The organism is Pseudoalteromonas caenipelagi, assembly GCF_013140855.1.
Taxonomy (GTDB): Bacteria; Pseudomonadota; Gammaproteobacteria; order Enterobacterales; family Alteromonadaceae; genus Pseudoalteromonas; species Pseudoalteromonas caenipelagi.
This window is the reverse complement of record NZ_JABBPG010000004.1, coordinates 131,605-147,161: the sequence shown is the minus strand read 5'-3', so window position 1 is coordinate 147,161 and position 15,557 is coordinate 131,605. Positions and strand designations below refer to the sequence as shown.

The window sequence follows — 15,557 nt, the reverse complement described above, 5'->3', positions numbered from 1 at the left end:
TAGTCGTCCTACATCAAATATTAAAATTATAAAACTTGTTTATGCCACATCAGTAAGTGGCTGAGCAAAGCTGCTAACCTGTGCGGTTTGTCCAAACCAGGCTAGTTGTTCGTGAAGCGCAGCAACTTCGCCGATAATGAGTAACGCAGGAGAGACCACTTTATGTGCCTCTATTTGCTCTGCTAATTGACTCAGCTGTGTTCTAACGACCCTTTGCTCTTTGCGGGTGCCGTTTTCGACGATCGCCACAGGGGTTGAGCCGGCGCGACCATACTTCAGCAGTTGTGCTTGAATGTGTGGCGATTTTATCACGCCCATGTAAATGGCTAAAGTTTGATTAGGCTTGGCTAAAGAAGGCCAATCAAGTTCTTGCCCGTCTTTTTTGCAATGCCCTGTTACAAACTGTATCGCTTGCGCATGATCACGATGCGTAAGAGGGATGCCAGCATAAGCGCTACAGCCAGCCGCAGCGGTAATGCCAGGTACAATTTGATAGCGTACTTGATTGGCTGCTAGCACTTGTACTTCTTCGCCTCCACGGCCATAAATAAACGGGTCGCCGCCTTTGATGCGGCACACTTTTTTACCTTGCTTAGCTAAATCAACCAACATTTGGTTAGTATCTTCTTGCTTAACGCTGTGATTACCTAAACGTTTGCCAACGCACACTAAGTCTGCATCTCTGCGTACCAAGTCCATGATTTCATCAGAAACAAGATAATCGTAAACGACAACATCGGCTTGCTGCATAAGCTGTAATGCTTTAAGAGTAAGTAATTCAGGGTCGCCTGGGCCTGCACCAACCACATATACTTCCCCTTCAGGTTCAGGTTTTGCGTTTAGCATGTCATGTAGTTGCTCTGTGGCACCTAGCGTATCACCTGCTTGTACTTTGCTTACCACACTTGAATCAAATACGCTTTCCCAAAATTGCCTACGGTCAGCAAAGTGCTTAAATCGTGCTTTAACATGTTCTCTGAAGCTACCCACTAATTTAGCAAGTGGGCCAATGTGCTGTGGGATGAGCGTTTCAAGTTTTTCTCGCAATCGTCTAGCCAGAACGGGCGCAGTACCGGCACTTGAAATGGCAATTGTAATTGGATCTCTATCCACGATAGAGGGAAAAATAAATGTGCATTTAGGTTGGTCATCAACCACATTGACAAAAATATTTCGCTCGTTTGCCAGCTCAAATACCTGATTATTGACGGTATCGTTATCGGTTGCTGCAATCACCAGCATTTTCCCTTTTAAATGCTCAGCAGTGAAGTAATCTGTTACTAACACAACTTCGCCCTTATCGGCGTGTGCTTTTAACTCGTCACAAAATAGAGGTGCTACCAGAGTGATATGTGCGCGAGCTTTAATCAATGCTCGACATTTGCGAAGCGCAACATCACCGCCACCGACGATGAGAACCGGCTTGTTATCTAATTTGGTGAAAATGGGTAAATACTGCACTGTTAGCTCCAAAACACTAAGATTACGTGACCACAATGCACACAAAGTGGTGAACAGGGAAGCAGAATATAGTGCCTAAAGCTTAGTAAAAAATAATTAAAACCTAGTTTATATAACTAAAAGTTATATACCACCTTGTCAAATGGCTTAAGGCTTTATTTACAGCGCGTTGCGCCGTAAATTTTACTATGCCACACTGCTTATAGTGTTTAGTTATGAGTTATTCAGCATAACAATTATTTGTTCCAAGTGTTTTGCGGACATATGTCCTGTGGGGATTTGGGCGTATGCTTTTTACTAAACCAAGATATTGACCTAACTGGAATAGAATTATGGCATTGTATGAAGATGCTAAATTGGCATTAAGCTTAATGGATTTAACTTCGTTGAATGAAAACGATGACGAACATGCCATTGAGTCATTGGTTAACAGCATTAAACCTGAGTTCGGGGTGCCTGCTGCCATATGTGTGTATCCTAAGTTTGTGGCGTTGGTTAAGCAGCTTTTAGCCGAGCGGGGTCTGACACAAGTAAAAGTCGCTACAGTTACAAATTTCCCGGATGCAAAGCAGCCATTAAAAACGGTCCTTGCGCAGACGGAACAAGCACTCAGTGAAGGGGCGGATGAAATTGATTTGGTGTTGCCTTATCAGCAATTAATAGCTGGAGACCCTGATACCCCTTGGCAATATGTCAATTCAAGTAAAGCATTGTGTAAAGGCAAAGCAAAATTAAAAGTGATTATTGAAAGTGGTGTGCTAGCAAGTGAGTCATTGATCACTCAAGCGTGTGATGTTGCAATACTTGCTGGAGCTGATTTTATTAAAACCAGCACGGGAAAAGTGCCTGTAAATGCAACACTTGATGCAACTAAGACTATACTTAACTGTATCAAGCGTTCTGACAAAGATGTGAGTTTCAAAGCTGCTGGCGGCGTTAAGACGGTTGCTCAAGCTGCAGATTACTTGCGTTTAGCAGAGCAAATTATGGGTCGAGAGTGGATCAACGCTGCACATTTGCGCTTTGGTGCCTCAAGCTTGTTAACGGATATACATGAAACAATCGGTGCTGCGCGAAAGTGATTTGGAAAAGCTGCAGTTAGAACATCAAGCTGCAAAGTTGTTTTTACGTTGCTATGAGCAGCAATATGGTATTCCTATGCGGCATATTTGGCATAATGAGCCGAATATGCCAGACATCAGTTGCTATCAAGGAGAAGAGCGGCTTGATATAGAAGTCGCGCATTTGTACGGTAGTGAGAAAGAAGCGATGGCTGTGCTTGGAAGGCCGCTATCGTTGGAAATCCAAAGAGAGTTGGCGACAATGGCGCAAGCGCCTACTAAGAAGCGCCTGCAAGTAGCCTTAGAGCGCTTATTAAACCAAAAAGCGCTTAAACGGTATCACTCTAAGCGCACATGGCTGTTGATCCGCAATGCCAGTACATTGTGGCATCATGATGATTTTGTGGCGATTGTTGGTAGGCTTGACTTCCACAGCAATCATGCATTTGAACAAATTTGGCTATTAACTGATTTTTATAACCCTGATTTGATTAGACTGGACTCTTGAAAACACGTTTTACAGACCTATCTCATCAAAAGTGATGTGTCTGTTTTGATGATTTTTGTGTTTGCATATCTTTTACTCTTGTTTTCAAATTGTTCGTAAGTATAATGGGCATCCACTTTGCAGGGGCGTAGTTCCAATTGGTAGAACAGCGGTCTCCAAAACCGATGGTTGCGGGTTCGAGTCCTGCCGCCCCTGCCATTCATACAGTAGAGTCCAAATCTAAAATAATGTGTTCTTGAGTTGTAAACGCTTATTTATACATTTGGATTTAATGGATTAACCCTGTTATATGCAGGGTTGTTGTGTCTGTATTTAAGGTAAATAAATTATGAGCACTAATGTTGAAACCCAGTCTAGCTCTATGGACATGGTAAAATGGCTAATTGCAATCACGCTTCTTACAGGTGCGGTAGTTGGCAACTATCTTTATGCAGATATGTCTGTGTTAGTACGTGCCGTTGGCGTGGTTGTAGCAATTGCAGCAGCACTCGGTGTCGCTTTTACAACTGAGAAGGGGCGTACTTTCGCTGCTTTTGCAAAAGAGTCTCGCATCGAAGTACGTAAGGTTGTTTGGCCAACGCGCCAAGAAACAACTCATACTACATTTATCGTAATGGCTGCGACAGTAGTAATGGCGTTGATCCTATGGGGTCTGGACGGCATTTTATTCAGAGTTGTTGGCTTTTTAACTGGATTGGAGATCTGATCCCATGTCGGATGAGAACAAAGAAAAGAAATTACGCTGGTACGTAATTCAAGCGTTTTCAGGTTATGAAAAGCGCGTTGCTCAAACTATTATTGAGCACATCAAAATTGAAGGTTTGGAAGACAGCTTCGGTGAAGTATTGGTCCCAACTGAAGAAGTAGTTGAGATGCGTGCTGGTCAAAAGCGTAAATCTGAACGTAAGTTTTTCCCAGGTTATGTACTGGTAGAAATGGATATGAACGACGCGAGCTGGCACTTAGTGAATAGCACACCGCGTGTAATGGGCTTTATCGGTGGTACGTCTGACCGCCCTGCGCCTATTAGTTCAAAAGAAGCTGACCGTATCCTAAACCGCTTACAAGAAAATGCTGAAGCTCCTAAGCCAGCAACCTTGTTCGAAGTGGGTGAAGTGGTGCGCGTAACTGATGGTCCTTTTGCCGACTTTAGTGGTGTGGTTGAAGAAGTAGACTACGAAAAGAGCCGCTTGAAAGTATCCGTGCTTATTTTTGGTCGTTCTACACCTGTTGATCTAGAATTTGGCCAAGTAGAGAAAGATAAATAATTCTTTCTTAAAAGAGCTATTGAAAAAGGCCGCTGGTTAACTTATAATCAGCGGCCTTTTTGTATGTTAAAGATATTAATTCTTTGCAAAATCAAAAAGTTTTTTTATTAATTGGGAAGCCGTTTGAGTACGCGTCCTCGCGCGCACAAGGCTAAGACCCACCTAATGAGGTATTATCATGGCTAAAAAAGTTGAAGCTCTAATCAAGCTACAAGTTGCTGCTGGTATGGCTAACCCTAGTCCTCCAGTAGGTCCTGCACTAGGTCAACACGGTGTAAACATCATGGAATTCTGTAAAGCGTTCAACGCACGTACAGAGTCTATCGAGAAAGGCGCACCTGTTCCTGTTGTTATTTCTGTATATAGCGATCGTTCTTTCACGTTCGATATGAAGACTCCACCTGCTTCTTACCTTCTTAAGAAAGCTGCAGGCATCAAGTCTGGTTCTGGTCGTCCTAACACTGAAAAAGTGGGTACTGTTACACGTGCTCAACTTGAAGAGATCGTTGAGACTAAACGTCCAGATTTAACAGCAGCTGATATGGAAGCTGCGGTTCGCACGATTGCAGGTTCTGCACGTGCAATGGGCTTGAACGTAGAGGGTTAATAGAAATGGCTAAACTTACTAAACGTATGCGTACTATCCGCGAAAAAGTGGATGTTACTAAAGATTACGAAATCAATGAAGCAGTTGCATTGCTTAAAGAGTTAGCAACAGCTAAGTTCGTTGAAAGTGTTGACGTTGCTGTTAACCTTGGTATCGACGCACGTAAATCTGACCAAAACGTTCGTGGTGCAACTGTACTACCTCACGGTACTGGTCGTGACGTTCGCGTAGCTGTGTTCACTCAAGGTGCTAACGCTGATGCTGCTAAAGAAGCTGGTGCTGATTTAGTAGGTATGGAAGACCTTGCTGAACTAGTTAAAAAAGGCGAAATGAACTTTGACGTTGTTGTTGCTTCTCCAGATGCAATGCGCGTTGTTGGTCAACTAGGTCAAATCCTAGGTCCACGTGGTCTTATGCCTAACCCTAAAACTGGCACTGTAACACCTAATGTTGCAGAAGCAGTTAAAAATGCTAAAGCTGGTCAGGTTCGTTACCGTAATGATAAGAACGGTATCATCCACACTACTATCGGTAAAGTGGACTTCACTGCTGAGCAGTTACAACAAAACCTTGAATCTCTACTTGTTGCGCTTAAGAAAGCTAAGCCTTCTCAAGCAAAAGGTACTTACTTGAAGAAAGTAAGCATCTCAACAACTATGGGCGCAGGTGTTGCTGTTGACCAAGCTACTCTAAATACGCAAGTATAATTTATTAGAGATTAGCATTTACATGGCGTAATTTTTAAACTATAATTTTGCGCCATTTTGTTGATAAATTCATTTGAATAATATCAACAAAAAAACGAATTCGGGTTGAAGCGTATAATTTCGCAACACTTTTATAGTAACGCGATAAATTGCGCTTCCGTCCAAGACCGTAGGTGGCCTTTGGCCTTAATCGTCCTACGTAGACGGTGTGAATCCCAGCTAGATTTTTCCTAATCTTCTGGCTCTCGCCGTAAAAAGCATCTCTGCTAAAGTTTTTAGCAGGGTAGAGTAGAACTGAAAAACAAATCTTTGTTTTTCTATAAACCAGGAGTAACACCCATGGCTTTAAATCTTCAAGACAAAAAAGCAATTGTTGCTGAAGTCAACGAAGCTGCCAAAGGTGCTCTTTCAGCAGTTGTTGCTGATTCTCGTGGTGTAACAGTAGGTGCAATCACTGCTCTTCGTAAAGAAGCTCGTGAAGCTGGTGTATGGATGAAAGTTGTTCGTAACACTTTAGCTCGACGCGCTGTTGAAGGCACTGATTACGAATGCCTTAACGAATCACTAGTTGGTCCAAGCCTTATCGCTTTCTCTTCAGAGCACCCAGGTGCTGCTGCGCGTATCTTCTCAGATTTCGCGAAAAAGAACGAAGCATTCGAGCTTAAAACTGCTGCATTCGAAGGTAAAGTTGTAGACGTAGATATGCTTGCTAAGCTACCTACTTACGACGAAGCTGTTGCACGCTTAATGAGCGCTATGAAAGAAGCGTCTGCTGGCAAATTGTGTAAAACAATTGAAGCGGTACGTGTACAGAAAGCTGAGCAAGCTGCTTAATTTAAGCACCGCTCCTTTCTTTAATAAATTTTTTGAACCACATGGGTTCGTAAATAATTAGGAAATTTGAAATGTCTGTAACTAAAGACCAAATCCTTGACGCTATTGCTGAAATGTCAGTAATGGAAGTTGTTGAACTAGTAGAAGCAATGGAAGAAAAATTCGGCGTAACTGCAGCTGCTGCTGTTGTTGCTGCAGGTCCTGCTGAAGCTGCTGAAGAAAAGACTGAGTTCGACGTAGTTCTTGCTGCTGCTGGCGCTAACAAAGTTGCTGCTATCAAAGCAGTACGTGGCGCAACAGGTCTAGGCCTTAAAGAAGCTAAGGCTCTAGTAGAGTCTGCTCCTGCACCAATCAAAGAAGGTGTATCTAAGGAAGAAGCTGAAGCACTTAAGAAAGATCTTGAAGAAGCTGGTGCTGAAGTTGAGATCAAGTAATCTAGCCAACGCTAGGTTCGCTGCCTGAGAAATCAGGCAAGGGCTGGTGATTATTTAATCACCGGCCCTTTTGCGCTATAGCGAGATACCTTTCTATCGCGCAATAAAATTCTAAATTTCACTGGTATTTTCAATAACTAAGCAGTTTTTTGCTAATATCAATGGCGTTTAGTACAACAATTAGATGTTGTTATCATGGCTTGAATGCCAGTTAAGTCTGTTCTTACAAGAACAGGTTGGGTCAAAGATCAGCAAGCTGAGGAACCCCATGGCTTACTCTTATTCTGAAAAGAAACGTATCCGTAAGGATTTTGGTAAACGTCCACAAGTTTTGGACATACCTTTCTTACTGTCGACGCAGTTAGAATCGTTCAAAAAGTTCTTGAATCCGGACGCTGATGGCGACCACGGTTTGGAAGCTGCTTTCCGTTCTGTGTTTCCGATCAAAAGCTACTCGGGTAATTCTGAGCTACAATACGTAAGTTATCGTATTGGTGAGCCAGTATTCGATGTAAAAGAATGTCAAATTCGCGGCGTGACTTATTCTGCTCCACTTCGCGTTAAATTACGTCTTGTGCTAATGGATAAAGACGCACCAGGCACAGTTAAAGACATTAAAGAGCAAGAAGTTTACATGGGCGAAATCCCGCTCATGACTGACACCGGTACTTTTGTTATCAACGGAACAGAGCGTGTTATCGTTTCTCAGCTACACCGTTCACCTGGTGTATTCTTTGATAACGACCGTGGTAAGTCGCACTCGTCTGGTAAAGTGCTTTATAACGCACGCGTTATTCCTTACCGTGGTTCATGGTTAGACTTTGAATTCGACGTTAAAGATAACCTTTACGTTCGTATCGACCGCCGTCGTAAATTACCTGCATCGATCATTTTACGTGCATTAGAATTCTCTACAGAAGAGATTCTAAGCTTGTTCTTCGAAACCACAACATTCGAAGTAACAAACGGTAAAGTATTAATGGAGCTAGTACCATCGCGCCTTCGTGGTGAAACAGCTGCATTTGATGTTAAAGATGCTGACGGTGAAATAGTGATTGAATCTGGTCGCCGTATTACTGCGCGCCACATTAAAACACTAGAAAAGAAAGAAATTAAGCAATTAGAAGTACCACATGAATATATCATTGGTCGTGTTGTTGCGAAAAACTACATCGATGAGTCAACTGGCGAAGTAATCGCTAATGCAAACGATGAGTTATCACTTGAGCTAATGGCTGAGCTTGTAAAAGCTGGTCACACTCGTATCGCAACACTATACATCAACGACGTTGATAGTGGTGCGTATATGTCAGATACAGTACGTATCGACTCTACAAGCAATCGCCTAGAAGCATTGGTAGAAATCTACCGCATGATGCGCCCTGGTGAGCCACCAACAAAAGAAGCTGCGGAAGCGCTATTTGACAACCTGTTCTTCTCTGAAGAGCGTTATGATTTGTCAACAGTTGGTCGTATGAAGTTCAATAGCCGTGTTGGTTATGATACTGATACAGGCCCAGGTACGCTAAGCAAAGAAGATATCGTATCTGTAATGCGCGTATTGATCGATATCCGTAACGGTAAAGGCGAAGTGGACGATATCGACCACTTAGGTAACCGTCGTATTCGTTCTGTTGGCGAAATGGCTGAAAACCAATTCCGTGTTGGTCTAGTGCGTGTTGAGCGTGCAGTGCGCGAGCGTTTGAGCTTAGGTGATCTTGATGCAGTAATGCCACAAGACTTAATTAACGCTAAGCCTATTTCTGCGGCAGTTAAAGAATTCTTTGGTTCGTCACAGCTTTCACAGTTCATGGACCAAAACAACCCGCTATCAGAAGTTACGCATAAGCGTCGTATTTCTGCATTAGGTCCAGGCGGTCTAACGCGTGAGCGTGCGGGCTTTGAAGTACGTGACGTACACGTAACGCACTATGGCCGCGTATGTCCAATCGAAACGCCTGAAGGTCCAAACATCGGTCTAATCAACTCGCTATCGACTTATGCGCGTACTAACGATTATGGTTTCTTAGAAACACCATATCGCAAAGTGGTAGACGGTGTTGTAACAGACGAAGTTGATTACCTATCAGCAATCGAAGAAGGTCAGTTTGTAATCGCTCAGGCAAATACAAACTTAGACGAAAATAACGAATTTATTGATGAGCAGATCCCGTGTCGTCACAAAGGTGAATCGACATTCATGGGTCGTTCTGACATTCAATATATGGACGTATCTCCACAGCAGGTTATCTCTGTGGCTGCGGCACTTATCCCATTCCTAGAGCACGATGATGCGAACCGTGCATTGATGGGATCGAACATGCAACGTCAGGCAGTTCCGACGTTAAAAGCAGACAAGCCGCTAGTGGGTACTGGTATTGAGCTAACGCTTGCAAAAGATTCAGGTGTAACCATTGTTGCTAAGCGCGGCGGTGTGGTTAAGTATGCTGATGCAAGTCGTATCGTAGTTAACGTAAATGAAGAAGAACGTGTTCCTGGTGAAGCGGGTATCGATATTTACAACTTAACTAAGTACACACGTTCAAACCAAAACACCTGTATCAACCAAAAGCCAACTTGTATGGTTGGTGAACCGGTTGTTCGTGGTGACGTACTTGCAGATGGTCCATCTACAGATTTAGGTGACTTAGCTCTTGGTCAAAACTTACGTGTAGCATTCATGCCTTGGAATGGTTACAACTTCGAGGACTCGATCTTGCTATCTGAGCGCGTGGTTGAAGAAGATCGTCTAACGACTATCCACATTCAAGAACTACAATGTATCGCACGTGACACTAAGTTAGGTCCTGAAGAAATTACAGCGGATATTCCAAACGTAGGTGAATCTGCACTTGGAAAGCTAGATGAATCAGGTGTTGTATACATCGGTGCTGAAGTTAAAGGCGGCGATATCCTAGTTGGTAAAGTAACGCCTAAAGGCGAAACGCAACTGACTCCTGAAGAAAAGTTACTACGTGCTATCTTCGGTGAAAAAGCCTCAGATGTTAAAGACAGCTCATTACGTGTACCAAACTCTGTAACAGGTACTGTTATTGATGTTCAAGTATTTACACGTGATGGCGTTGAAAAAGACAAGCGCGCTTTAGAAGTTGAAGACATGCAACTTCGTGAAGCGAAGAAAGACTTTAACGAAGAATTCAAGATCCTTGAAGGCGGTGTATTAACGCGTGCACGCAATCTACTTGCTAAAGCTGGCTTCGATGAAAGTCGTATTGCAGGCCTTTCAACTGACAAGCTGCTTACGCAGAGCCTTGCAGATGAAGAGCAGCAATCAGAACTTGAGCAATTAGCTGCACAGTACGATGAGCTTAAAGCTGAATACGATAAGAAATTTGAAAACAAACGTCGCAAGATCACTCAAGGTGATGACTTAGCGCCGGGCGTATTGAAGATAGTTAAAGTTTACCTTGCGGTTAAACGTCGTATTCAACCTGGTGATAAGATGGCGGGTCGTCACGGTAACAAGGGTGTAATCTCTACTATCGTACCTGTTGAAGACATGCCTTACGATGACAAAGGTCGTACAGTAGACATCGTATTGAACCCACTAGGTGTACCATCGCGTATGAACATCGGTCAGATCCTAGAAACTCACATGGGTCTTGCTGCTCGTGGTATCGGTGAGCGTATCGAAGAAATGCTCAAAGAACAGCGTGAACTTGCTGAATTACGTGACTTCATTAAGAAGGCGTATGAAGTAGGTGATTGCCGTCAGAAAGTTGATATCAATAGCTTCACAGATGATGAAGTGCGTCGCTTAGCTGAAAACCTTAAAGGTGGTTTGCCAATTGCGACACCTGCATTTGATGGTGCTAAAGAAAGCGAAATTAAAGAGCTACTTGAGTTAGGTGGTTATCCATCAAGCGGTCAGGTAACACTTTACGATGGCCGTACTGGTGATGCGTTTGAACGTCAAGTAACTGTTGGTTACATGTACATGTTGAAACTTAACCACTTGGTTGATGACAAGATGCACGCGCGTTCAACAGGTTCTTACAGCTTAGTTACTCAGCAGCCGCTGGGTGGTAAAGCACAGTTCGGTGGACAGCGTTTCGGTGAGATGGAGGTATGGGCATTAGAAGCATACGGTGCTGCCTATACACTACAGGAAATGTTGACAGTTAAGTCGGATGACGTAAACGGTCGTACTAAGATGTATAAGAACATCGTTGACGGTAACCATAAGATGGAACCGGGTATGCCAGAGTCATTCAACGTATTGCTCAAAGAAATCCGCTCACTGGGTATCAACATCGAGTTGGAAGAAAATTAATCCGACCGCCGCAGCTTAGCTGTGGCAGTTACCCTCCCAGTGGGTAGCCGGACTGAAAGAATGAAGGGGCAGGCGACGCTTGCCCTCAAGATTAACCTCCGACAGGAGAGCTAAGGTGAAAGACTTACTTAAGTTTCTGAAGCAACAAAATAAGACCGAAGAATTTGATGCGATTCGCATTGGTCTTGCTTCACCAGACATGGTGCGTTCATGGTCTTATGGTGAGGTAAAGAAACCTGAGACAATCAACTACCGTACTTTCAAGCCTGAGCGTGACGGCTTATTCTGTGCCCGTATTTTCGGCCCAGTGAAAGATTATGAGTGTTTATGTGGTAAATATAAGCGCTTAAAACACCGTGGTGTGATCTGTGAAAAATGTGGCGTTGAAGTAACGTTAACTAAAGTGCGTCGTGACCGTATGGGTCATATCGAACTGGCGAGCCCAGTTGCGCATATCTGGTTCTTAAAATCATTACCATCTCGTATCGGCTTAATGCTAGATATGACGTTGCGTGACATTGAACGTGTACTTTACTTCGAATCATTCGTCGTAACTGAACCTGGTATGACAACGCTTGAGCGTGGTCAGCTATTAGGTGAAGAAGAGTACCTTGATGCACTAGAAGAGCACGGTGATGAATTCGAAGCGAAAATGGGTGCAGAAGCTGTACTTGATTTGCTACGCGAACTAGATCTTGGTCAATTAATCGCCGAAATGCGTGAAGAGTTACCAACAATTAACTCTGAGACTAAGCGTAAGAAGATCACAAAGCGTCTTAAGCTGATGGAATCTTTCCACCAATCAGGTAACAACCCTGAGTGGATGATCATGAGCGTGCTTCCGGTTCTTCCACCAGATTTACGTCCGCTAGTACCACTAGATGGCGGTCGTTTTGCTACGTCTGACTTGAACGACTTATACCGTCGAGTTATCAACCGTAACAATCGTCTGAAGCGCCTTTTAGACTTAGCTGCACCTGATATCATCGTACGTAACGAAAAACGTATGTTACAAGAAGCGGTTGATGCGCTACTTGATAACGGTCGTCGTGGCCGTGCTATCACAGGTTCTAACAAGCGTCCACTTAAGTCGCTTGCAGACATGATCAAAGGTAAGCAAGGTCGTTTCCGTCAAAACCTTCTAGGTAAGCGTGTTGACTACTCAGGCCGTTCTGTAATCACCGTTGGTCCTACGCTTAAATTGCACCAGTGTGGTCTTCCTAAGAAGATGGCACTTGAGCTATTCAAGCCGTTTATCTACGGTAAATTAGAACGCCGTGGTATGGCGACAACCATCAAAGCTGCGAAGAAGATGGTTGAACGCGAAGTACCAGAGGTTTGGGACGTACTAGATGAAGTTATTCGTGAGCACCCAGTTCTTCTGAACCGTGCACCAACACTTCACCGTCTGGGTATCCAAGCGTTTGAACCGGTACTTATCGAAGGTAAAGCGATTCACCTACACCCACTTGTGTGTGCGGCGTACAACGCTGACTTCGACGGTGACCAAATGGCGGTACACGTACCGTTAACAATTGAAGCACAGCTTGAAGCCCGTGCGCTGATGATGTCGACTAACAACATCCTATCTCCAGCGAACGGTGAGCCAATCATCGTACCTTCACAGGACGTTGTATTAGGTCTTTACTACATGACTCGTGACCGTATTAACGGTAAAGGCGAAGGCATTGTATTTAAAGATCCTAAAGAAGCTGAAAAAGCATACCGTACAGGGACTGCTGAACTTCACGCACGTGTAAAAGTACGTATTACTGAAACACGTATTGATGAAGAAACCAAAGAACGTTCGGAAGTGACAGAGATCATTGATACGACGGTTGGTCGTGCGATTTTATCTCTAGTGCTGCCAGTGGGCTTGCCGTTTGAGCTTATCAATAAGCCGCTAGGTAAAAAGCAAATTTCTGGTCTTCTGAACGAATGTTACCGTCGTCTAGGTCTAAAAGATACTGTGGTATTTGCTGACCAAGTAATGTACACAGGTTTCCATTATGCGATGAAGTCAGGTGTTTCAATTGGTATTGATGACTTAGTTATCCCACCAATTAAAGCTGAAATCATTGAAAATGCAGAAGCAGAAGTAAATGAAATTAACCAACAGTTCCAATCAGGTCTTGTAACTGCGGGTGAGAAATACAACAAAGTTATCGATATCTGGTCACGTGTTAACGAAAACTTATCACGTGAGATGATGGCGAACTTGTCAAAAGATACCGTTATCAACGCTCAAGGCGAAGAAGAAGAGCAACCATCATTTAACTCTGTGTTTATGATGGCAGACTCAGGTGCTCGTGGTAGTGCCGCTCAGATCCGTCAGTTAGCTGGTATGCGTGGTCTAATGGCACGTCCAGATGGTTCAATCATCGAGACGCCTATCACGGCTAACTTCCGTGAAGGTCTAAACGTACTACAGTACTTCATCTCAACCCACGGTGCGCGTAAAGGTCTTGCCGATACGGCACTTAAGACAGCGAACTCGGGTTACCTAACTCGTCGTCTAGTAGACGTGGCACAAGATTTAGTTATCAATGATGACGATTGTGGCACATTAGATGGTCTAACAATGAAGCCGCTAATTGAAGGTGGTGACGTTGTAGAACCACTGCGCGAGCGTGTATTAGGTCGTGTTGTAGCTGAAGATGTTGTTAAGCCTGGTACTGATGAAGTATTAGTTGAGCGTAACATTATGCTTGACGAAAAACTGTGTGACCTTTTAGAAGAACACTCAGTGGATGAAGTTCGTGTACGTTCAGTTATCACTTGTGACAACGACTTTGGTGTGTGTGCCAAGTGTTATGGTCGTGACCTTGCACGTGGCCACTTGATCAACGCAGGTGAGTCTGTTGGTGTTATTGCTGCTCAATCAATCGGTGAGCCGGGTACACAGCTTACGATGCGTACGTTCCACATCGGTGGTGCGGCATCACGAGCATCAGCAGAGAACAGTGTACAAGTTAAGACCAACGGTAGCCTGAAACTGCATAATGCCAAGTATGTATTAAATACTGATGGCAAGATTGTTATTACATCGCGTTCAACCGAAATCACTATCATTGATGAACATGGTCGTGAAAAAGAGCGTTATAAAGTACCTTATGGTGCGGTATTAACAGTTCAAGACGGTGCTGACGTTAAAGGTAACGACATTGTTGCTACTTGGGACCCGCATAGTCACCCAATCATCATTGAGCACGAATCTAAGATCTCGTTCTCAGATATTGATGATAGCAACACAGAAGCGCAAACTGATGAACTAACTGGTTTGACGCGTGTGGTTGTTAAAGACCTTGCTAAAGTGAACGCGAAAGAGCCTAAGCTAATCGTTGAAAATGACGAGCGTGGTTTGCAAGAGATCCGTCTTCCTTCGTTTACTACGATTGAAATTACCGATGGTGCTAAAGCGCTACCGGGTGCGGTACTTGCACGTATTCCTCAAGAAGGTTCGAAGACACGTGACATCACCGGTGGTCTACCGCGCGTAGCGGACTTATTTGAAGCTCGTAAGCCAAAAGATCCTGCAATTCTTGCTGAGATCACAGGTACTATCAGCTTCGGTAAAGAGACCAAAGGTAAGAAGCGCTTAGTTATCACACCAGAACAGGGTGATGCGTACGAAGAGATGATCCCGAAATGGCGTCAGCTTAACGTGTTCGAAGGTGAGCAGGTTTCTAAAGGTGAAGTTATCGCCGATGGTCCTGAGTCTCCACACGATATCCTACGTCTACGTGGTGTGACTGATGTATCTAATTACATCGTAAACGAAGTACAAGAAGTATACCGTTTGCAGGGTGTAAAGATTAACGATAAGCACATTGAGACTATCATTCGTCAGATGCTACGTAAGTGTATCATCCTAGATGGTGGTGACACTGAGTTCTTAGCGGGTGAGCAGGTTGAAGTGGCACGTGTGAACATTTCTAATCGTGAGCTTGAGAAGCAAGGTAAGATCCCAGCGAAGTTTGAAATTCAGCTTATGGGTATTACTAAAGCGTCACTTGCTACTGAGTCATTCATCTCAGCGGCATCGTTCCAGGAAACAACACGTGTTCTTACAGAAGCAGCTGTGAATGGTAAGAGCGATGAATTACGTGGTCTGAAAGAAAACGTAATTGTTGGTCGTCTAATTCCTGCGGGTACAGGTTTTGCGTATCACCAAGATCGCATTAACCGTCGTAAACAAGCAGAAATGCCAGTTGAAGAGCAAACTGTAAGTGCTGAAGAAGCAACTCAAGCACTTACCGATGCACTAAACGCTGATTTACTAGGTGGTAACGAGTAATTCGTTATTACTGATAGATGTAAAAATGAAAAAGCAGCTCAATGAGCTGCTTTTTTTTGCCTGTATTTTATACTGATTGGGCAGGT

At 43.8% G+C, this 15,557-nt stretch carries 11 protein-coding genes and 1 tRNA gene; 11 read left to right on the top strand and 1 reads right to left on the bottom strand.

What is annotated here, in order from left to right; all coding sequences use genetic code 11:
• Window positions 1-39 precede the first annotated feature (39 nt).
• Window positions 40-1,461 carry a siroheme synthase CysG gene (gene cysG, locus HG263_RS11550; RefSeq protein WP_171626225.1) on the bottom strand — a complete coding sequence of 474 codons (1,422 nt, stop codon included), beginning with the start codon at window positions 1,459-1,461 and terminating at the stop codon, window positions 40-42.
• A 332-nt stretch (window positions 1,462-1,793) separates the two neighbouring features.
• Here cysG and deoC point away from each other — a divergent pair, with 332 nt between their 5' ends.
• The 11 genes from deoC (at window position 1,794) to rpoC (ending at window position 15,471) form a co-directional block, all read left to right on the top strand.
• A complete protein-coding gene (gene deoC / locus HG263_RS11545) occupies window positions 1,794-2,543 on the top strand; it encodes a deoxyribose-phosphate aldolase (RefSeq protein ID WP_171626224.1) in 750 nt (249 codons plus the stop codon).
• The gene (locus tag HG263_RS11540) at window positions 2,515-3,030 is read left to right on the top strand and encodes a hypothetical protein (protein WP_216628427.1); all 516 of its coding nucleotides are present in this window, start codon (window positions 2,515-2,517) and stop codon (window positions 3,028-3,030) included. The genes deoC and HG263_RS11540 overlap by 29 nt, the downstream gene beginning before the upstream one ends.
• A 121-nt stretch (window positions 3,031-3,151) precedes the next feature.
• Window positions 3,152-3,228: transfer RNA gene (locus HG263_RS11535), tRNA-Trp, on the top strand.
• A 130-nt stretch (window positions 3,229-3,358) separates the two neighbouring features.
• Window positions 3,359-3,736 (top strand): preprotein translocase subunit SecE, encoded by a 378-nt coding sequence (gene secE, locus HG263_RS11530; protein ID WP_171626223.1) that lies wholly within the window; start codon window positions 3,359-3,361, stop codon window positions 3,734-3,736.
• A gap of 4 nt (window positions 3,737-3,740) precedes the next feature.
• Window positions 3,741-4,298 carry a transcription termination/antitermination protein NusG gene (gene nusG / locus HG263_RS11525; protein WP_171626222.1) on the top strand — a complete coding sequence of 186 codons (558 nt, stop codon included), beginning with the start codon at window positions 3,741-3,743 and terminating at the stop codon, window positions 4,296-4,298.
• Between the two features lie 178 nt (window positions 4,299-4,476).
• Window positions 4,477-4,905: a 50S ribosomal protein L11 gene (rplK, locus tag HG263_RS11520; RefSeq protein WP_105167006.1), complete on the top strand. Its 429-nt coding sequence runs from the start codon at window positions 4,477-4,479 to the stop codon at window positions 4,903-4,905.
• Window positions 4,906-4,910: 5 nt separating this feature from the next.
• Window positions 4,911-5,612, top strand: coding sequence for a 50S ribosomal protein L1 (rplA, locus tag HG263_RS11515; protein ID WP_152087337.1), 702 nt, complete (start codon window positions 4,911-4,913; stop codon window positions 5,610-5,612).
• Between the two features lie 339 nt (window positions 5,613-5,951).
• Window positions 5,952-6,446, top strand: coding sequence for a 50S ribosomal protein L10 (gene rplJ, locus HG263_RS11510; RefSeq protein ID WP_171626221.1), 495 nt, complete (start codon window positions 5,952-5,954; stop codon window positions 6,444-6,446).
• Window positions 6,447-6,517: 71 nt separating this feature from the next.
• Window positions 6,518-6,880, top strand: coding sequence for a 50S ribosomal protein L7/L12 (rplL, locus tag HG263_RS11505; protein ID WP_171626220.1), 363 nt, complete (start codon window positions 6,518-6,520; stop codon window positions 6,878-6,880).
• A gap of 268 nt (window positions 6,881-7,148) precedes the next feature.
• Entirely contained in the window at window positions 7,149-11,174 is a 4,026-nt protein-coding gene (gene rpoB, locus HG263_RS11500) for a DNA-directed RNA polymerase subunit beta (RefSeq protein WP_171626219.1), read from the top strand.
• A gap of 115 nt (window positions 11,175-11,289) precedes the next feature.
• Window positions 11,290-15,471, top strand: coding sequence for a DNA-directed RNA polymerase subunit beta' (rpoC, locus tag HG263_RS11495; RefSeq protein ID WP_171626218.1), 4,182 nt, complete (start codon window positions 11,290-11,292; stop codon window positions 15,469-15,471).
• Window positions 15,472-15,557 lie beyond the last annotated feature (86 nt).